The organism is Leptospira perdikensis, from assembly GCF_004769575.1.
GTDB lineage: Bacteria > Spirochaetota > Leptospiria > Leptospirales > Leptospiraceae > Leptospira_A > Leptospira_A perdikensis.
On record NZ_RQGA01000013.1, the window covers coordinates 336,474 to 356,007 of the forward strand.

Genomic DNA, 19,534 nt, shown 5'->3' on the forward strand with positions numbered 1-19,534 from the left:
GGCGCCCCAGACTATCAACTAAATATTATTAGGATATGGTAAAGTGACTAATCCTTTGAACCCGTCTTGATATACAGCCAAATAAAGTTTTTCTTTTCCTGGAACAACTACAATGATATACGAAAATAAACTACCATCGTGCACAGAGTAATATATAGGTTTACTTCCATTAGGTGAAAGAGCAATGATTCCTGTTTTTTTAGAAACAGGTTGGAGACTTTCCGGTATATAAAGAACAAGACTTTTCCAAAAAGGGTGTTTGTGTAACCATGTAATTAGTTTCGATCTTTCTACTGGGACGGCGATCCATATGCGCCCAGTGGCATCACGATCCATACCATCAGGAAATCCAGGAAGGCCTTCGATCACTATCTCATCTTTTCCTTCTTTATCGCCAGTTAGGTGTAAACGAACGAGTCTTGATTTTGATAATTCATTTAGAAGAATAGAAGTTTCGGTTTCTCCTTGAGAGTATTCCAATAGAATTCCATCTAAATAGGTGTATTGGTATGCAATCAAACTTGCAGTGTTATCTTTTAAATCATATTTCCATAGATGGCCGTTACGACCTAAAGTAAGGACTTCATGTTTAGATTGGGAACTGACACCAAGAATTGAGTTTGGATGATCGTATGGTTCTGTAAAATAAATTCTTTCTCCATCATTACTGATAGCTAAGTCATCTGCTTTTTCCACATTACGACTGTTTGTCTCATTTAATTTAGAGATTGGTATCTTGGTTTCTTTTCCTTTAGAGAAAAATATACCGATTTGGTTGTCCAATGGCTCTTTGGTTTTATCAACAAGAGGGACTCGGGTTCCAATTTTACGTAATTGTTTTGTTGAAATGGTTAATTCGTAAATTCCAGGTCCATCAACAAGGTTTATATCATGCTGTTTTCCTCGAGACAAACACATAAAGATGATATCAGGATTCTTTGGATGAAATACCATTCCCCCTGGTAAAAGCGGAGTTTTTAGAAATGGCTCGGTTGTATTGTTTTTCAAATCCACCTTCCAAATCCATCCATCAATGGAAGCAACAAAGGCTCTTCCCAAATCTTCTTGCAAAAGAATTTCATCTTGAGCAGGCAAAACGGATCCGCTAATGGTTACGTTTTGTTTGATGGGATCACCTTCTGATTTTATAGAATCAAATGCAGGATGATAAGAAAGTTCTACTGGCCCTTTGATTTGTTTTTTAAAATATTCTTCTGGCGTTCTACAAGAAACTAAAACCAGATAAAAAACAATCATTGAAAAGAGTAAATTATTTAGACGATGGAAAAATGATATTTTTTTGTTTTTACCCATAGAATCAATCACCTAACTCGAAACTAACGGTTGGAAGAGAATATAAACCTCGGGAAGATGTATCAAAAGATGGTAAGTAGATAGAATTCAAATTGGGGACAGCAACGGAAATATCTTTAATTTTTGAACCATCATGCATAGAATAATAAAGTGCTTTTTTACCGGAAGGATCAAGAACAAGAATTCCCGTTTTCTTTGCGATAGGTAAAATTCTTTGTGGAAGTGATAAAAGAAATGGTTTGAGCCAAGGATTGTTGTGAATCAAATTGACAAGACCAGAACGAGGTTTGATGATACCGACCCAAATCCTATCTTTGGAATCTCGTTCCAAACCGTCGGCGAGGCCCGGAAGATTTTCAAATAAAATTTCAAACTTTCCTTCTTGTTTGCCACTAATGTTTGCTTTGATGATTCTGAACTTTGTTGTCTCGGTGATAATTACAGATTCTTCTTTAGAAGCTGAATGGTCTGCAATGACAATACCATCCACAAAAGTAAATCCACTCATGATGAGAGAAACTGAATTTTGTTTTCTATCATACATCCAAAGTTTACCATGAGGATAAAGGCCGATTGCTTCAGGAACGGCGCCACTTCCCATTGCTGCATTAGGTCTTTCAAAGGGTTCTGAAATGTAGATTCGATTTCCATCTTTAGATACGGCGAGGTCATTACATAAAGCGAAAGCTCTAGAGTTGGATTCGTTTAAATTTTTAAGTGAGAAGGTTGGTCTTTTTGCTTCTGGATAAACCGTTTCGAAATCTGTTTGTTCTAATTTTGGTAAGTTGAGTAACAAAGGAACTACTGATTTTGTTTTGATATTGATTTCATATAAACCAACACGAGAGGTTTCTTCATAACTAACTCCACCAAGTCTTGAAGCGCAAGCAAGTATGGATTCATTGGATTGATTTGAAAATTGTAGTCCAGCTGGATTCACAGGAGGTTTTACCCAAGCTTCGGCTGAATTTGTTTTGAAATTTAATTTCCAAATCCATCCATCCATTCCGGATGCATAAGCAGTTTGATTTTTGTTATCGAAGATAAGATCATCATGACCAGGTAACTCAGGAAAGCTGACCTTTAAATGATTCAAAAAAGGATCTGGTTTTGTAACTTCTAGAATTGTATCAGGTACTTTACCCAGTTTATAAGCTTCTCCAATTTTGATATTACCGGAATTACATCCGACAAATAGAAAAAAGGAAATTGAACAGATATAGTTTATAGAGGATAAAAATTTCATACTGTTTCCTTTCGTATTTTGTATTTATTTACATGTGGGACATCGTCGTCTAACCAGTACGCTTTGTCTTTTTCCACAACTAAGATTTCTTCAAATTTAAAACCAGTTTTTCCTCTTCCTAGATGTGGTTCGATGGCCCAAAGTCCAACTTTATCTCCTTCATGATCAGGAGTTAATAGTTCTGGCAAAACTTTGTGTGATAAAAATTCGTAGGATCCCTGTAAACTAAACCAACTTGCAAAACTAATTGGTAACAAAGGAAAGGAAATGTTCGGCAGGTTTACTTTATACACTCTATGTCCAAGTACTGCAAAAGGATATAATGCATGTACATTATCGAATCCTGCATTTTTTGCATCGGAATCAATTTTCCACCAAATCTCTGAAGGTGTCATGGAAGAGCTAAAGTACGTTGGAATTTCTTTTCGGAGGTTTAATAAATATTCCATACCTTGGTCGAGTGCAGAATTTTTAATTAAGGAGGATGAATACCCAATGTCACCGATGTAACCATCAACTACAGGAGATACATCTAAAATAAACGATTCTTCTTCCTTTAGAATTTTTTTGCCAGGATGGAATTGAGTGAAACGTTTGTATCCATCGAATCTTGCGTGTTCACCGAACCAAGCAAAGGGTCTATGTAAAAAAACTTTAACGCCATGATCACGTAAATATTCATCCATACGTTTGGCGGTTTGTTTTTCCGTCCAACCGGGTAACATTTCTTTTTCTATAGTGGTAACACAATCGTAAGCCAATCGTTGTGCTTTTAAAAACCCAACTTTTTCTTCTGAATTGGGAATTCGTATCGATTCAGAGTTAAATTTTGAAAACTTCGAGGAGAGTTTGGAAAACAATCCTCTTTCTTTGGTTAAGGGCATTGGTTTTTCTTTTCCTTGGTAGAAAAAGAGAATAACAAATTATAAATATCTCTGCTTGAATGATTCCGGTATTTTTAAAATTTATTAAAGAATTTCGTTTGGTTCACAAAATCGAACTTCTGCAGTTTTGAGATGCCCAAAGAATAAAGAAGGTATAAACCCAAAATTTTCTTTGAATGTTCTGGAAAAATGAGCCGAATCGGAGAACCCTGCAGCATGAGCTGCATCAGTCAGATTATTACCTGCCTTTATTTCTTTCACCGCACGTAAAATACGAACCCATAACAAATACCTTCTTAAAGGAATTCCTAGATTTTCTTTAAACAAACGAATCAGCCTATCTTCTGAAATCGAAAAATCCTTGCCGATTTCTTTCATTCGAATGCTACTCGGAACTTCCATTCTAATTTTTTGGGCAATTTTTTGAATTCGTGGATCTATACTAGCTTCCAATGTATCAAATGGGTAAACTGTACGCAGTAAATTTAATTGAAGTTTGGTGGCATCTTCATCATTAAGATCACCATAATACAATGACCAAAGAGAATTAATCAAAGGGAGAAATTTTTGAATGTCCAACCGTTTGACTTCACCGGAAGAAATAGTCCCAGATATGGAACCAAACTCATAAGTTTCTGGATCAATGAGCAAAGCAACCATCTCCACTCCTGGAGAAATAGTTCTGTGATGAGTATTGGGGCCGACGAGAGCCACTCGATATTCTTCTTTACCCAACTCAGTTTCAATAGTGATGTTTTTTTTAAGCGAAATGGCGAGTGTGGCTGCATAATGCGAATGAAAATCTGTCTGCATACTGTTCGTTGCAAACATAACACGACTGTTCCATAAATAAAGTATGCTTTTACTTTCAAACTCCATCTAGGATCCTCTTTTTAAAAAAGAAAGTAATAACAGCGTAATACTAATAACTCATCTTTCAAAATTTCTTTGAGATCGATTTTTGAGGACGGGTAATCTTTTTTTTTTGAATTTTCTTTTTAGTTTTTTCTAAATTTTCGCCCACTCTGAATTTAACTATTTTTTTGATCAGAACATAAGGAATGGGTTCATCCAAAGGAAATTGAATGGAACCCTTTCCAAATTTATATTTTGAAATTTCTTTTTGGAATGCAATATTCCCCGATGGAAGTGCATAAAATCCGATATGTTTTGCATATGCTGCAAAATGTACCAAGTTTCCATTCAATGCAAACGTCGGCATTGCATAACTAATTTTTTCTGTTGCTTCCGGTACTTCCTTCTGAATTGTACTTCGAATTTTTTGAAGGATGATTTGAACATCCTTCGGAAAATTTCCTATATATTCATCGATTGATTTCGGAATCTTTGATTTCATAGATTAAAATTCTCTAAACCTTCGCTTGTTTCCAAGATCCCTTTGTAAACAACCATAGTGTGAACACTCCAACGGAAGTTTCTGAAATCATAATGGCCCAAAAAACGCCAGTCGGACCAAATGCTAAGTGTTTTCCTAATACATATGCCAGCGGGATCTGAATGATCCAAAAGAAAACCACATTGATTTTTGTGGGAGTGATGGTATCACCGGCACCATTAAACGCCTGTCCGGCAGCCATCCACCAAGCATAAATAAAATACGAATAGGATACAATCTGTAACCATTCACCACCAATGCTAATTACTTCTTTATCATTGGTAAAGATAGCAATTAGGTTTTCTCCCCAAAAGTAGTATACTATGGCAACGATAATCAGATAACCCATGTTACAGAATCCAGTAAACCATACGGATTGTTCAGCTCGTTCGGGTTTTCCTGCTCCCAAATTTTGACCTACTAAGGTTGCGACCGCATTAGACATTCCCCAAGAGGGCATCATAGTAAACATCATAGTTCTCATCGCTATAGTTGCTCCGGCGACTGTTTGACTTCCAAATTCGGAAAGGATTCTCATAATAAAAATCCAAGATGTCATACCCACAATCATCTGCCCAATTCCACCAAGTGAGGTTTTTAATAAACCTTGGATTGTTTCCCATTCAATTTTTAGGTGAGATTTAAGAATTCGAATGTGTTTCCCACCTTGAAACAATAACCATAATTGAAACAATACTCCTATTCCGCGTCCCAGGTTTGTCGCAATGGCTGCACCAGTAATTCCGTAGGCAGGCACGGGCCCCCACCCAAAAATAAAAATGGGATCTAAAACGATATTTAATCCATTGGAAATCCATAATACTCTCATGGAGATTGCTGCATCGCCAGCACCACGAAAAACTGCATTAATCAAAAAGAGTAATACGATCACTATATTCCCACCTAACATCCACTGCATATAATGATATCCCTCAGTTAGAACCCACTCATCTCCACCCATAAGTGTAAGAAGTTCTTTTGAGAAAAATATACCTGCTATTGCAAAGGGAACAGATGCAATGATAGCAATCCAAATGGATTGAACGGCTGCAACTCCAGCTTTATCTTTTTCTTTTTCTCCAATCCTTCGTGCGACAATGGCTGTTACAGAAAAAGACAATCCCATTGCTACAGAGTATAAAAGAAACAAATAAGTTTCTGTAAGGCCAACCGTTGCAACTGCAGAAGCACCAAGGGCACTTACAAAATAAATATCAACAACGGCAAATACAGACTCTAAAACGAGTTCCAATACCATAGGAACGGAAAGTAGAAACAATGCTTTGCGTATACTAACTTCCGTATAGTCTTCTTCAGAACCCGCAAGGGCCTTTTTTAAATCATTCCATAAACTAGCACTTGTCATTTTTTACTTTCCTGCCATACATAAAGTTTACCACCTAAATAAGCTATTGGTGGAGTTAGGATGACTAGAGACCAAGAATACCACCAAGGTCCTAAATGTCCGGCAAAAATAACGCCGGCAATTCCTAGGATCAAACCTACTCCACCCAAAATATAAGAATGTTTCATCGGATTTTGAGGTGCCAACCTCGCGGTCAAATAACATCCAAATATACTAAAAACGATTCGATAACCTAACACAAATAAAACTATATGTGTAGCTACGAACAAATGATCATAAGGAAGAAATCCTGTGACTTTTAGAATCAAGTCTGATAGAATAGAAAGGATAATATTGGACAAAAGTCCAACAAAAACGGCAATAAAACTTTTTAACATGTTTATTAATTTCCTTTAAAAATTATTTCTTCCAGATTTATTGAAAACTAAAAGATAAGATGATTCTATGAGGACTTATGTTCTGTATCCAAATATAGATTGAGTCTAGAAAGTGTCTGCTGCCCACTTTCTATTGCTCCAAAACCAATCACTGCATTTCGAACGTTTGTATCAGAAAAAGTCATTTGCATCTTTACTAATGTTTGATTCTTATCGATGGCAATTAGATATACGTTCACTAAAAAATCATCATTTTTATTTTCTTCACCAGATCCATGTAGGTATTCCAAGTAATCAAATTTTCTGATCACTTTGTATTCGATGGTATTGGGCCAAACCTTTCCATCTGGCCCAAGCATAGTAAATACCCATTTTCCACCAACTTTGAAGTCCATTTTTGTAGTAGTCGTTTTGAATCCACTTGGACCCCACCATGAATCAATGGTCAAAGGATTTGATAATGCATTAAAAACTAATTCTTGAGGATGATTTAATTTTTTTTCTAAGCTAATTTGATTCTGGTTAGGTAAAGCATTCGATTCTAATTTTTCGAAACTGTCCGACCAACCTTCTTTCATACCTGAGCTAGCAAATCCATCGCGAATTTGATTGTTCGCAAATTCGGTAAAGAGAGTTACTTTTGTTTTTCCCTCTGTTTCTTCAAATAGAATTCTCAATTTAGAATTTAAGATGTCTCGATCACCAGTGGTTCCAGTCATTTTCTGAACATCCTTTATCCATTCGTCTGGATGTTCATCCACTAAATCACTAATCACAAAACTTTGAAATGGTGTAATTTCTAAAAACTTTCCTTTGATTGGATAATCAACTCCCTCGGGAGACCGCATAACAATTCGATATGCTCCGCCCACTTTAAAATCAAATTCTACTGTCGGGTTCGTAAATCCTTTTGGCCCCCACCATTTTTCGATATGTACCGGGTTTGTCCAAACCTCCCAAACAAGTTGAATGGGAGCGTCGAACAAACGTTCAATGCGAACTATTTTTTCTTCTAATGTGAGGACTACATCTGATTTAAACATATTAATTTTTTCCTTTTGATTTTTGTAACTCTAGTAAGTATGCATCCAAACGATCCAATCGTTCTTCCCATAACCGTTTGTATTGTTCCAACCATTGGTTGGCTTCTTGCAGTGCTTCTACCTTCAAACGACAAGGCCGAGACTGAGCCGATTTACCTTTTTCGATGAGCCCAGCCTTTTCCAAAACTTTAAGATGTTTAGAAATTCCAGGTAGGCTCATTTCGAAAGGTTCTGCCAATTGGAGGACTGTCGCTTCGCCTGAGACCAATTGCATAAGGATCTTGCGACGAGTCGGGTCTGCCAATGCCTGGAACGTGGCATTCAGTGCTTCTTCGGATTCCTTTAATTTAACCATTTAGTTAATTAACCTTTTGGTAAAGTTTAGCGAAAGTAAAATTTTGTCAAGGGGTTTTATGGGGTGAATGGTCTGAAAAAAGGGATGGGCCTGTACAGGTTGGATATAAGTATCCCCGCCCGATTAGAGGGTGGGGAACTAGACCCGCCACCCATTGCCTTCCTTCTATCACAAAGATCTCATTTCCAAAATCCAAATCTCGAAAGTCTGGAATTTAATTTTGATAAGTTCGTATTTTAGATTTTCAGATCGTACTTTTGGATTCGGGGGATCTTTTTTGGAGGACAGCCAAATTCCATTTTGTTGGCTTAGGAGAAACCGAAAGACCCCAACTAACGTATGATTAGATGGGGTCAAAAAGGAGATTCGTGTATTGTTGGACTAAGGTTTGTTATCAGGAGGCTCTTCCTATCTTTGTGGCCTCCGTTACTTCTACTAGTTTTCCTGTTTTGACATCGTAATAGTATCCATAAACAGGAATGTCTTTGGGAATCAAAGGATGGTTTCGAATCCGTTTTACATCATCGATCACACTTTGTTCTAAATTTTCAAATGTGAGAAAGGGAACAAACTTTGCTTCTTCCGAACCACCCGACTCTTCCAAATTGCGCCATCCATTGGCATCGACGGTTGCCGTTTTCAAACTTTTGGCGAGAAGGTTCCGAATGATTGGATCAGTAAATAATTGCATTCCACAATCGGAGTGGTGGATGACAAAAAATTCTTTGGTTCCTAGAAGTTTATAAGAAATTACGAGAGACCGAATTGCATCATCACTTGCACGACCACCGGCATTACGAATCACATGGGCATCCCCTTCGGCAAGGCCCGCATATTTAGCGGGATCAAGTCTTGCATCCATACAGGTAAGGATGGTAAAACTTCTCGCTGGTGGGAGGGCGAGTTCCCCTTTCTTCCCAAATTCGGATACGTACTTTTCGTTCGCACCAATGACTTCTTTATGAACTTTGCTTGTTTCTTGCTGTATGAGTGTGTTTGACATAGTGGAAATAAAGTCCAATATAACAGAACTTGCAAGAAAACATTTTTCGAGGGATGGATTTCTCTGCCAGATCTGCACATTGCATTTGGCAAACGGCCAAGGGATTGGAGGGGTTTGGGTTAAGGGCCATTCCTGCGGTAGGGATACGGAAGGCTTGGTCACCTGCCATCGTTAGATGGTAGGTGACGGGAGCGAATGCGGACCCTGGAGTAGCCCGGTCAAGGTTACCAAAGGATCTTTGTTTTGGTCAAATTTGAACCGCCCAAAAAAAAGTAAGTTATTGTTAACTAATTGTTGTTAGTTTGCAAAAACATAGTCACTATATCCTTTTTCGCCAGGTGTGTAAAGAGTGGTTTGGTCAAAGGACGCAAGAGGGATGTTTTTTTGAAATCTTGTGACAAGATCTGGATTGGCAAGGAACGGTTTTCCAAAGGCAACCAGGTCAGCAACTCCGGAAGAAAGATCTTTTTCCGCACGTTCTGCATCATAACCACCACTGAGAATCAAAGTTCCTTTAAACGCCTTACGAATGTTGTAAACTGTTTCTGGATCCACAGTCGGTGCTCCCATTGAAGAATGGTCTACTAAATGGATGTATACAATTCCGATTTCGTTTAACTTTTCAGCTAACAACGAATATTCGTCATGAGTTTCTGGGAAAGGGAAAAGATCATTGTAGGCGCCGTAAGGAGACAAACGAATTGCTGTTTTTTCTTTTCCAATGGCAACACTTACTGCAGCGGCAACTTCCAGAACAAAACGAATTCTGTTTTCAATCGAACCACCGTATTCGTCTGTTCGTTGGTTGGAAGATGGATGTAAAAATTGGTCGAGCAAATATCCGTTTGCTGCATGTAATTCCACTCCATCAAAACCTGCTTGGATTGCATTTTTAGATGCATTAACGAATTCTTCTATCGTAGATTTTAGATCTGATTTGGACATCTCTTGTGGTATAGGATGGTCTTTCATTCCTTCTGCATCTGTCCACATTTGTCCTTTTGCCAAAATTGCCGATGGTCCAAGAACTTTAGCCCCTTTCGGTAAATTCAGTTCATGTCCAATGCGACCGGTATGCATCAATTGAACAAAAATTTTACTTCCCTTTGTATGGACTTTGTCGGTTACTTTTTTCCAAGCTTTGGTTTGTTCTTCTGAAAAAATTCCAGGAATTCTCGCATAACCAAGACCATTCGGTGATGGAGAGGTTCCTTCGGTTACTATAAGTCCTGCTTCTGCTCTTTGTTCATAATACTTGGCAACGATATCACCCGGTACATTTCCAAGGGAACGGGAACGAGTCATAGGGGCCATCACCACTTTATTTTTTAAGGAAAGATTTCCTAACTTTGCTTCTGAAAATAATGATTTCACAAGGTTCTCCAATATTGATTTACTATTAGAAAATAGACTACAATATGAAGTGATTCGATGTTGTAATTATTTAATATTAAACTAATTTTCAAAAAAAATCAAAAATCAATCCCAAGGATGGTTAAGTCGTCCTGGCGATCTTGACCATTTAGAAATATTTGTAGTGTTTTTAATAGGTGGTCTTCTACTTCTGCAAGGCCTAGATTCCTGGTAGATTGGAAGAGGTGATAGAGGGATTCTTCCCCAAACTCTTCTTCTTTCAAATTGAAGGCCTCAAAGACTCCATCAGTAAATACAAAAAGCCGATCACCCACATCCCAGGTAAGTTCCGATTGCCCATAATGGGTTTGTTTTTTGAGACCCATCATTCTGCCGGTTTTTTCTAAAAGTTGGATTTGGTTTTTTCGCAAAAGTACAGCTGGTGGGTGGCCTGCAGATGCAAACTGGATTGTTTTTGTAGCAATATCGATATCTACAATCAAAGCGGTCAAAAGACTATTCAGAGATACAAAATTATCCATAAACTCTTCATTAAAAATTTCCATTACTTTGGAGGGGCTTAATTCAAAGGTTTTGATATTATCATACAAACCTTTAATAGCCATGGTAATCATGGCCGCATGGACTCCGTGACCTGTTGCATCCGCAATGAGAATTCTATATTTGAATTCGTTCAATTGGCAAATATCAAAAAAGTCCCCACCTACTTCTGATACAGGAAGATAACGATACACAAGATTTAATCGTTTGATGAGAGTTGGGTCGGTGATGAGAGAATTCTCTTGGATTTTTTTAGCAACAAAAAGATCTCGTCTCATAGCACTAAGTGTACGATTTAAAATTTGAGTGCGTTCTTTTACTTTTTCTTCTAAATCAAAATTGGATTTTTCTAAATTGAATTTAACTAGTGTTTCTGCTGTTTCCTTTTCTTTGATGATGGTATTGTAACGATCGGCAAGAGCAAAGGCGAGTAACAACATTTCAGCAGCAGATCCAAATTGTGGTCCATCAATCGTAAATGAATTGGTAGGAATAAATCCGAGTGCTCTAAGTGTAGAAACAATTAACGCAGAAAATAAAAATGCAAAGGCTAGTAGAAAAAAATAGGCTATTCTTTCCTTTCGAAAAGAACAGGTGATGGCATTGACCAAAATCCAAAAGGCTGTAAAGGAATGACTGACTACCATGATTTTGATAAAAGAATCAAAAGATAAAATATATAATACTGGCAGAATCATTTGAATGATAATCAATACTTTGCTAACAAAATCCAGTTTTGGTACTAACTTTTTAGTATTTAATAAATTCCGCATAAATACTAAAAATAAAATCAAAACAATAGAAATTAGAAGATTGATCGAATACTGATCCATCCACGGTGAGTTTTGCCATAAATACTCCGATGCAATTCCGTTATGCGAAGCAATGGTCAATGCAGTGGAAAGAACTAATAAAACATAAAAAAGATAATTAGAATCTTTGAGGATAAAAAATACAAATAAATTAAAAACTGCCATAGCAAATGCAATTCCAAAGTAGAGGGCTTGAACGACATGATCATCAATCTCATGTCTGTCATAAGCTACTTTGTCCCAGAGTTGAATGGGAAGGTTGATGGCATTGGGTGAATTTACTTTTAAATATATGGTAGCATTTGAATTTCCAGAAAATTGGATCGGAAAAACAAAAAAACGACTTTTGTAAGGGCGAAATGAAAGTGGAACCGAATAACCAGAATGAATCTGTATAAATTCCTTTGGACTTTGAAAGTATAAATCCATTGTTTTTAATCTGGGGTAGGCAACCACAATCACGATATCTTTTGGAGTTGGATCCGAATTCTGCAAATGAACCCGAAGCCAATAAGTAGATTTGGAGTAGGAAAAATTGAAGGCTTCTTTAGAAGAAGGGACTTTAATAAACTTGGATTGGTAACTAGCGGATTGAACAGCCTCAAAGGACAGAATGTTTGTTGGATCTTCTAGAACTAACATAGAATTGGTGAGATATAAAGGAGAAGATCCGATACTATTAATATTGATTTTTAGATCGTCTGCAAAAATTTCAAAACTTCCTAAAAACAAGGATAAAATGAGAGCCAAAGATCGATTATAAAATCCTTTCATTTCGATTGATCCATCGAAAACAAATCGATCAAAAAGATTTGATTCCCTTTTGCAAACACAGTCATTCCATCAAAATTTACAGATAAACCTACAAAATTCGGTAATATTTTTTCTGTGATACTCTCTCCTTTGGGAGAAAACAAAATCACTTCGATTTGATCATCATTACTATAATCATCCTGCTTTGTAAGAACAACTATCACATGTTTTCCATCAAAGGTAAATACGGATAAAACTTCCGATTGGATTGGTTTCTCTAACAAAAGATTTCCAGAAAAATCAATCATATATATACCAGTATAATCGTCTGTGATGGTAATACGATCTTCCGTTACAAGGACAGGATTTTTTTCAATTCCAAAAGCATGTGGGCCGATTGTGTCTGTTGTACTAAATGGGAATTCTTTTAATATTTTTAAATTGGAATCCAAAAGATAAGATCCGTCCAAAGAAAAAGGCAAAAAAATTCCACCGGGGTATTCTACCGGTTTGGAAGACAACTGCCGAACCAAACTCACGCTAGATTCATAGGTTTTTTTGAACTCTATTTTTTTTCCGGAATCCGCAGATTCTACAATGGAGTAGTAATAGTATAAATGAAAATTTGAATCTATAAACACAGGATGATATGGGGAAGAATAGTGGAAGGTCACTTGGTCCTTTTCATTCATTCCGACTATTCCTTTTAAGGTATGGAATAATATCTGGCCGGATTCAGTTTCAAATGCTTTGCCTGAAAAAACTTCCCATCCAGGAAGTGAGATGGTTTTTAAATGATTACCCGTTTTTAAATCATAAACTTGAATTTTAGACTCAAAAGGAAGATATAATTTATCCGCTAGGATCGAAAAATAAAAGTTATGCGAAATTCGATTTTCAGATACATCCCTTTCTTCTGTGGAAAGAATTTCGTAACATTTGAATCGGAGAGGAATCGTTAAAATTTCCTTTCCGCTTAAATCATAAATACATAAAGTTTCTGGCCGATTGAGTTTAGAATAAAATTCCGATCCTTTCTGAAAACCCTGGTAATAACAAAGATAACCAGATTGGTAAAATAAAATGGGAATTTGTACACCCTCCAAAAAAGGTCTTTCGATTTTCTTGGTCCAAAAAATTTGTCGATTCGTAAGATCATAGGTTTGTAATTTCCATTCGTCTTCACAGCAAGTGATAAAAGCAAACTGGTCTCTCGCGATAAATTCAGAGACAAAAACTGATTCGTTTTCTTTCAGAAGTAATAATAAATCGGAATAAGATTGAAATCCGCTTTTTTGGACTTCCTTAAATTCATCAGGATATTCTTTCGGAAACCATTCACGTAACCAGCGCTTAACGGAAGAAGGTAAATTTTGGTCTCGTTTGAGAAAAAGTTCCTTTAAATTTTCTTTTTCAGACAGAGATACTATTTCCAAAATTTCTTCAAAAAAAGAATAAGGAAGTGGAGAATCTTTATGGAGAATGATTCCCGCCACTGTGGGTTTTCGGATTAGTTCTGAACGCTGGTCATCAATTCGTTCGGCCGTTTGCTCGTAAAACTCTGGATAGGTGGACCTTGGATCGCCTGTACCTCGAGTTTTGATCCACCAAAGGCTGTGGCAATCTTCACATTCATAAATTTCATGGAATCGACTGAGGGAATGTCCTACAATATCATCGGTAGGAAAGGTAGGAGTCCATGTTTCCTCCCGGGCCGGTTCTGACCTAGAAAACTGAGAAGATCCTTTCTGACAAAAAAGACAGGCCATATCGTTTCGGGAGTCTAGGTATATCTAAGTTTCAACCTTGAGTCAAGTCGGATTCTGAACTAACGAAATAAACCTATACACTCACTTATTTCTTGGCAATTTATTTCAAAAATTGTATTCTACCAATAATCCATGTCAACTGTTCCCAAGACATACGAAGTTTTACTAGCAGACCTCAAACGTTTGGAAGAAGAAAACCAAATGTTAAAACAAAGTTTAAAAGATAAGAACTCCCATCATTCCGATCTGATTCATGCATTACAATTTACACAATTTTCAATTGATTCAATCTCTGAAGCGATTGTTTGGACGGACGAAGAAGGAAATTACGTTTTTGTAAATGAAGCAACCTGTAGAAACTATGGATACACGAAAGAAGAATTACTTTCTATGCAAATGTTCCAAGTAGATCCTTTGTTTACAGTTGAAATGTGGAAAGCTCATTGGCAAGAAATATTGGAACGCAAATCTTTTTCCATCGAAACTGTGAATCGGACAAAAGATGGAACCTCCTTCCCTATTGAAGTAACTGTCAATCTAGTAGAATATGGTGGAAAACAATACAACTGTGCCATCGTTCGGAACATCACTGAAAGAAAACTTGCGGAAAATAATTTAAAACAATCTGCCATTCGTTTGGCGGAGCTAAACTCAACTAAAGATAAATTCTTTTCTATCATTGCCCATGACTTACGTGGGCCTCTAGGAACCCAACGAGAATTTACAAAAATCCTCAATGAAAAAGATTCATCCTTCACTGATGCAGAAAGATCCACTTATTTAAAAATGTTAGAGGAATCATCGGATTTGGTATACTCTTTGTTAGAAAATTTATTAGATTGGGCACGTTCCCAAACTGGAGCCATTCAATTCCAACCAGTTCCCATTGATGTTTATGACTTAGTGCAACGAGTGATTGGGGTTTTAACCCTTTCTGCTAACAAAAAACAAATGACCATTTCCAATCAAATCCCTGAACAATTAGAAATCGTTGCTGATTCGTTTATGATTGAAACTGTAGTTCGCAATTTAATTTCCAATGCAATCAAATACAGTAACTCCCAAGAAGTAATTACAATTGGAGTTTTGCCATCGGAACTACAATCAAATTCGAATCAAATCACCTTCTTTGTGAAAGATGAAGGAGTGGGGATGCATAAAGAACAAATAGAAAATCTATTTCGATTGGATCAAAAAAGCTCAACTCTCGGCACTGGACAGGAAGCAGGAACTGGCCTTGGACTCATTCTCTGTAAGGAATTTTTAGAACAACACAAAGGCAAAATTTGGGTGGAAAGTAAACCTGGATTCGGTTCTACATTTTTCTTTCAGTTATTTCAAAACTCAAAAAATCTTTAATCACTATGACGAAAAGAATATGCAAAAGTTTTTTTCTAATATTTACTCTATTGGTCTTCCCGGTTTTTGCAGAAAATGGAACCGATCCCTCGACATCTAAAACAAATAAACAATCCAAGGCCCCTTCTATCTTTGGATCCGGATTAAAAGTATTAGAATTTACTGGAGAGTTTGTACAAACACCATCGGAAGGTGGACCCCAGTCAGTTTCCAATATCCTAAATTCTACCCGTCTTGCTTCGAGCCTTGTCAATGCCAACACAGCAAACAACCTAAACCCACCGGGCATCATTACTGAAAGTTCCGAATCAAGACCAGCATCCACTCTATCTCCTCGAATTAAATACTCTCACCAAATTTCGGAAGATTTTTTTATCGGATTTGTTTATGCAAAGGGAGAACAATACAACGACACTCGAACCAATTTTAGTACAAACGGACTTTATGTAAATGACCGTATCCGTTCAGGGATCAATGAAGTTGGATTTAAAATTGGCCTTGGTCCTATCAATTATTTAACAAATTCTGATTCTATGGAATTAAGCTTCACCTATTCAGAGTTATCTTCAAAAGGACCGTTCCAATCCTTTCAATTAAAATTTCCTTTTTTAAGAACGGGAGATCAAACCATAACAGAAGGTTACGGGTTCTATGCAGGAACTGTAGAATTCAGAACTAAAAACTATGGAATGAATTATGGATTTGTTTTTTCTCTACTAGATTGGTTGAACTTGTACATGATGGCCGATGTTACCATCTTTGCGGGACGATTGAAACTATCTTCATACGGAGTAGAAACCTCATCCACTGGATCATTGAATGCAAGTAACCAAGTCGTTTTTAGTGCCCCTGTAACAAAAACAGATCTAACAATTTTCCAATCCAAAGAGGGTTTGGTAAAAGGACTTGGCGGTGCCACCTTAGCACTTGAGATGGGGCTTGTTTGGAAAATCTTTGATACCATTGGATTGAAATATGGCGGCTTCTATCAAATCTCCTCCTTTAGTGTGTCTGAAGTGAATGGTTTTAATTTAGGATCAGGCAAAACACCTGTGGAAATCAGCTCAATTCCCAACCTCAATTCTTCTCAAAGTTCGAAACAATACGGCTCTTTTGGGATGAATGTTTCTATTGTGAAAAACTTTTGATTCCTATCCACTGTCTTATAGATAGCGACTGGTGTCGCAAAAACAGGATTTTTACATGAAACACAAATCGATTTTATACGCCCAAAAACTCGACTTCCAATGGCCGACCTCGGACCCATTTTTGTTTTGTGTTCACCACGAAGATTTTTATCCAAAAGGGAATGGGAAGTTTGGTCCGGATGCTTCCTTACAAGGAAGACAAATCGGCCAAGACTTTGCCGGCAAAGATGGATGGAGGATGTATCACGGAGAAACCATTCCTGGGTTTCCTGGCCACCCTCACCGCGGCTTTGAAACCGTCACTGTTGTCCAAAGAGGACTCATTGATCATGCTGACTCTCAAGGCGCTGCCGGTAGATACGGAGATGGAGATGTACAATGGATGACTGCCGGTGCTGGAATCCAACATTCAGAAATGTTTCCTTTGGTGGATGAATCCGGTGATAACACTTTGGAGCTCTTTCAGATTTGGTTGAATCTTCCTGCAAAAAATAAATTTGTAGATCCTCATTTCAAAATGTTTTGGAACAAAGAGATTCCTGTGAAAGTTGTAAGTGATGCCTCTGGGAAAAAAATAAAAATCAAAACTGTCGCAGGATCTTTGTTTGGCGAAAAACCGCTAGATCCTCCTCCAGATTCCTGGGCAGGTGATCCTAAAAATGAAGTAGGAATTTATATTTTAGATTTAGATCCCGAAGTCAGTTTTGTAATTCCAGGAAGTTCTTCGGGTAATAACAGAAACCTTTACTACTTCCGTGGGGAAGGCTTAGTTATGGATGAAGTTGTGGTTCCAGGAAAACATATGTACAATTTGACATCTGATGTTTCTGTAGAACTGAAAAACGGATCAGAGCCCGGACGCATTTTGATTTTAGAAGGAAAACCCATTGCTGAACCAGTGGTACAGTATGGGCCTTTTGTGATGAACAAACAAGAGGAAATCCAACAAGCGTTTGATGATTATCGCAAAACGCAATTTGGTGGTTGGCCTTGGGATTCTTATGATCCCGTTCATGTTGGCAAAGGAAGATTTGCCAGACATGCGGACGGAAAGGAAGAAGTTCCTACTTAAACAAGTAGGAACTTCTAAATTGCACCTAACGGTCCGTTAGGCAACCAGTACTTGCATCTTTTACCATCTGGATGTACTTCCAAAGATATCCGGTGGTAATGCGGTATGGTGGTTTTTTCCAGGCCGCTCTTCTTTTTTCTAATTCCTCAGGTGAAATTTGTAATTCGAGTTTGTTCGTGCGAGCATCGATGAGGATGTTGTCTCCGTCTTTTACAAATGCCAACTCTCCTCCTTCCATTGCTTCTGGAGTGATATGACCCACAACAAATCCGTGGCTTCCTCCGGAGAACCTTCCATCAGTAATGAGAGCTACATTATCCCCAAGCCCTGCTCCAATGATGGCAGAAGTCGGTTTTAACATTTCCGGCATCCCTGGGCCACCTTTCGGACCTACGTAGCGAATCACAACCACATGGCCTGGTTTGACTTTCCCATCACGAATGCCTGTATTGGCTTCCAGTTCGGAATCAAAACAAATGGCTTTTCCTTCGAACATTTCCCCTTCGTGGCCAGTGATTTTTGCCACTGCCCCTTTTTTGGCGATATTGCCATAGAGAACTTGGATATGGCCTTCTTTTTTAATCGGGTTACTGACTGGTCTGAGTAAGTCCTGGTCACTCGGAAGATCAGGAAGACCCTCCAAGTTTTCTGCAATGGTTTTTCCAGTGACAGTCAAACAAGAGCCATCAATCAATCCTTCGCGTAACATGAATTTCATGATCGCAGGTGTTCCCCCAATGGCATGAAGGTCTTCCATTAGATACTTTCCACTTGGTTTCATGTCTGCAAGGAGCGGAGTTGTATCGGTTACTTTTTGAATTTGTTCTAAGTCTAGAGGAATGCCCATGGTTCTTGCAATGGCGATCATATGTAAGGCTGCGTTTGTGGAACCACCGAGAATGGTCACAACTCGAAGTGCATTCAAAATAGATTTAGGAGTAATGATATCAGAAGGTTTGATGTCCTTTTCTAAAAGATTGTACATATACTTTCCAATATTCATACATTCTTTCTTTTTTTCTTCACTGCGAGCAGGAGAAGAAGAACTATAAGGCAAACTCATTCCCATGACTTCAATGGCAGTGGCCATAGTGTTAGCAGTGTACATTCCACCACAAGCTCCAGGACCAGGGCAGGAATTTTTAATCACTTCTTTAAAATCATCTTCTGTGATTTTGCCGTTAATTTTTTTTCCATAAGCTTCAAAAGCAGAAACTATATTTAATTTTTCACCTTTGTAATGACCACCGTTGATGGTTCCACCATAAACCATAATGGATGGTCGGTTGAGTCTTGCCATTGCCATGATGGCACCTGGCATATTTTTATCACAACCTGCAGTAAAAAGAAGTCCGTCATAATAATGAGCACCAGCAATGGTTTCAATGGAGTCTGCAATGATTTCTCGGGATGGTAAGGAAAATCGCATTCCATCATTTCCATTAGTAATCCCATCACTCACACCTATTGTATTGAACAACAACCCAACCATTTCTTTTGTATCTAAAACACTTTTCTTTTGTAGGGCAGAAAGAGTGGTTAGGTGCATGTTACATGGATTTCCATCAAATCCTGTACTTCCAATTCCTATGAAAGGTTTATTCAGATCTTCATAAGGAACTCCAGATCCAATGATCATCGCTTGGGAAGCGGGAAGGGATTCGTCTTGGGTAAGAGTGCGGCTGTATCGATTCAAAGTCATAAAATTCAATTTCCTTTGGAT

17 protein-coding genes are annotated in these 19,534 nt (G+C 37.7%); 3 read left to right on the forward strand and 14 right to left on the reverse strand.

Features of this window, described 5'->3' with window-relative positions; all coding sequences use genetic code 11:
* Positions 1–18: 18 nt before the first annotated feature.
* From EHQ49_RS12600 to EHQ49_RS12660, 13 genes are all read right to left on the reverse strand, one after another.
* Positions 19–1,257, reverse strand: a complete 1,239-nt coding sequence (locus tag EHQ49_RS12600; protein ID WP_425269864.1) for an SMP-30/gluconolactonase/LRE family protein — start codon at positions 1,255–1,257, stop codon at positions 19–21.
* Positions 1,258–1,318: 61 nt separating this feature from the next.
* Positions 1,319–2,560, reverse strand: a complete 1,242-nt coding sequence (locus tag EHQ49_RS12605; protein ID WP_135579966.1) for an SMP-30/gluconolactonase/LRE family protein — start codon at positions 2,558–2,560, stop codon at positions 1,319–1,321.
* Positions 2,557–3,444 (reverse strand): M24 family metallopeptidase, encoded by an 888-nt coding sequence (locus tag EHQ49_RS12610; RefSeq protein ID WP_135579968.1) that lies wholly within the window; start codon positions 3,442–3,444, stop codon positions 2,557–2,559. The genes EHQ49_RS12605 and EHQ49_RS12610 overlap by 4 nt, the downstream gene beginning before the upstream one ends.
* 84 nt (positions 3,445–3,528) lie before the next feature.
* Positions 3,529–4,275: a helix-turn-helix transcriptional regulator gene (locus EHQ49_RS12615; protein WP_135579970.1), complete on the reverse strand. Its 747-nt coding sequence runs from the start codon at positions 4,273–4,275 to the stop codon at positions 3,529–3,531.
* Between the two features lie 106 nt (positions 4,276–4,381).
* Complete coding sequence (locus tag EHQ49_RS12620) at positions 4,382–4,801, reverse strand: iron chaperone (protein WP_135579972.1); 420 nt, start codon at positions 4,799–4,801, stop codon at positions 4,382–4,384.
* A 13-nt stretch (positions 4,802–4,814) separates the two neighbouring features.
* Complete coding sequence (locus tag EHQ49_RS12625; protein ID WP_135579974.1) at positions 4,815–6,206, reverse strand: MATE family efflux transporter; 1,392 nt, start codon at positions 6,204–6,206, stop codon at positions 4,815–4,817.
* Positions 6,203–6,583, reverse strand: a complete 381-nt coding sequence (locus tag EHQ49_RS12630; RefSeq protein ID WP_135579976.1) for a hypothetical protein — start codon at positions 6,581–6,583, stop codon at positions 6,203–6,205. Before EHQ49_RS12630 ends, EHQ49_RS12625 begins: the two co-directional genes overlap by 4 nt.
* A 65-nt stretch (positions 6,584–6,648) precedes the next feature.
* Positions 6,649–7,626, reverse strand: coding sequence for an SRPBCC family protein (locus tag EHQ49_RS12635; RefSeq protein ID WP_135579978.1), 978 nt, complete (start codon positions 7,624–7,626; stop codon positions 6,649–6,651).
* A 1-nt stretch (position 7,627) separates the two neighbouring features.
* Positions 7,628–7,981: an ArsR/SmtB family transcription factor gene (locus EHQ49_RS12640; RefSeq protein WP_135579980.1), complete on the reverse strand. Its 354-nt coding sequence runs from the start codon at positions 7,979–7,981 to the stop codon at positions 7,628–7,630.
* A 394-nt stretch (positions 7,982–8,375) separates the two neighbouring features.
* Positions 8,376–8,984 carry a beta-class carbonic anhydrase gene (locus tag EHQ49_RS12645; protein WP_135579982.1) on the reverse strand — a complete coding sequence of 203 codons (609 nt, stop codon included), beginning with the start codon at positions 8,982–8,984 and terminating at the stop codon, positions 8,376–8,378.
* A 297-nt stretch (positions 8,985–9,281) separates the two neighbouring features.
* Positions 9,282–10,358, reverse strand: a complete 1,077-nt coding sequence (locus EHQ49_RS12650) for an alkene reductase (protein ID WP_135579984.1) — start codon at positions 10,356–10,358, stop codon at positions 9,282–9,284.
* A 98-nt stretch (positions 10,359–10,456) separates the two neighbouring features.
* Positions 10,457–12,484 (reverse strand): 7TM diverse intracellular signaling domain-containing protein, encoded by a 2,028-nt coding sequence (locus tag EHQ49_RS12655; protein WP_135579986.1) that lies wholly within the window; start codon positions 12,482–12,484, stop codon positions 10,457–10,459.
* Entirely contained in the window at positions 12,481–14,232 is a 1,752-nt protein-coding gene (locus EHQ49_RS12660) for a hypothetical protein (RefSeq protein ID WP_208732213.1), read from the reverse strand. Before EHQ49_RS12660 ends, EHQ49_RS12655 begins: the two co-directional genes overlap by 4 nt.
* Positions 14,233–14,364: 132 nt before the next feature.
* On the opposite strand from EHQ49_RS12660, the gene EHQ49_RS12665 reads away from it, so the two are divergent.
* The 3 genes from EHQ49_RS12665 to EHQ49_RS12675 are packed head-to-tail and all read left to right on the forward strand — an operon-like array spanning position 14,365 to position 17,811.
* Positions 14,365–15,591, forward strand: a complete 1,227-nt coding sequence (locus EHQ49_RS12665) for a PAS domain-containing sensor histidine kinase (protein WP_135579988.1) — start codon at positions 14,365–14,367, stop codon at positions 15,589–15,591.
* 5 nt (positions 15,592–15,596) lie between these two features.
* The gene (locus EHQ49_RS12670; RefSeq protein ID WP_135579990.1) at positions 15,597–16,739 is read left to right on the forward strand and encodes a hypothetical protein; all 1,143 of its coding nucleotides are present in this window, start codon (positions 15,597–15,599) and stop codon (positions 16,737–16,739) included.
* A 55-nt stretch (positions 16,740–16,794) separates the two neighbouring features.
* Complete coding sequence (locus EHQ49_RS12675; RefSeq protein ID WP_135579992.1) at positions 16,795–17,811, forward strand: pirin family protein; 1,017 nt, start codon at positions 16,795–16,797, stop codon at positions 17,809–17,811.
* Between the two features lie 25 nt (positions 17,812–17,836).
* Here EHQ49_RS12675 and ilvD read toward each other — a convergent pair whose 3' ends face one another.
* Entirely contained in the window at positions 17,837–19,513 is a 1,677-nt protein-coding gene (gene ilvD / locus EHQ49_RS12680; RefSeq protein ID WP_135579994.1) for a dihydroxy-acid dehydratase, read from the reverse strand.
* Between the last annotated feature and the right edge of the window lie 21 nt (positions 19,514–19,534).

Bases quoted from the DNA above. Each gene is read 5' to 3' on its own strand.
- EHQ49_RS12600 (WP_425269864.1), bottom strand. From the start codon at position 1,257: ATGATTGTTTTTTATCTGGTTTTAGTTTCTTGTAGAACGCCAGAAGAA.
- EHQ49_RS12605 (WP_135579966.1), bottom strand. From the start codon at position 2,560: ATGAAATTTTTATCCTCTATAAACTATATCTGTTCAATTTCCTTTTTT.
- EHQ49_RS12610 (WP_135579968.1), bottom strand. From the start codon at position 3,444: ATGCCCTTAACCAAAGAAAGAGGATTGTTTTCCAAACTCTCCTCGAAG.
- EHQ49_RS12615 (WP_135579970.1), bottom strand. From the start codon at position 4,275: ATGTTTGCAACGAACAGTATGCAGACAGATTTTCATTCGCATTATGCA.
- EHQ49_RS12620 (WP_135579972.1), bottom strand. From the start codon at position 4,801: ATGAAATCAAAGATTCCGAAATCAATCGATGAATATATAGGAAATTTT.
- EHQ49_RS12625 (WP_135579974.1), bottom strand. From the start codon at position 6,206: ATGACAAGTGCTAGTTTATGGAATGATTTAAAAAAGGCCCTTGCGGGT.
- EHQ49_RS12630 (WP_135579976.1), bottom strand. From the start codon at position 6,583: ATGTTAAAAAGTTTTATTGCCGTTTTTGTTGGACTTTTGTCCAATATT.
- EHQ49_RS12635 (WP_135579978.1), bottom strand. From the start codon at position 7,626: ATGTTTAAATCAGATGTAGTCCTCACATTAGAAGAAAAAATAGTTCGC.
- EHQ49_RS12640 (WP_135579980.1), bottom strand. From the start codon at position 7,981: ATGGTTAAATTAAAGGAATCCGAAGAAGCACTGAATGCCACGTTCCAG.
- EHQ49_RS12645 (WP_135579982.1), bottom strand. From the start codon at position 8,984: ATGTCAAACACACTCATACAGCAAGAAACAAGCAAAGTTCATAAAGAA.
- EHQ49_RS12655 (WP_135579986.1), bottom strand. From the start codon at position 12,484: ATGAAAGGATTTTATAATCGATCTTTGGCTCTCATTTTATCCTTGTTT.
- EHQ49_RS12660 (WP_208732213.1), bottom strand. From the start codon at position 14,232: ATGGCCTGTCTTTTTTGTCAGAAAGGATCTTCTCAGTTTTCTAGGTCA.
- EHQ49_RS12665 (WP_135579988.1), top strand. From the start codon at position 14,365: ATGTCAACTGTTCCCAAGACATACGAAGTTTTACTAGCAGACCTCAAA.
- EHQ49_RS12670 (WP_135579990.1), top strand. From the start codon at position 15,597: ATGACGAAAAGAATATGCAAAAGTTTTTTTCTAATATTTACTCTATTG.
- EHQ49_RS12675 (WP_135579992.1), top strand. From the start codon at position 16,795: ATGAAACACAAATCGATTTTATACGCCCAAAAACTCGACTTCCAATGG.
- ilvD (WP_135579994.1), bottom strand. From the start codon at position 19,513: ATGACTTTGAATCGATACAGCCGCACTCTTACCCAAGACGAATCCCTT.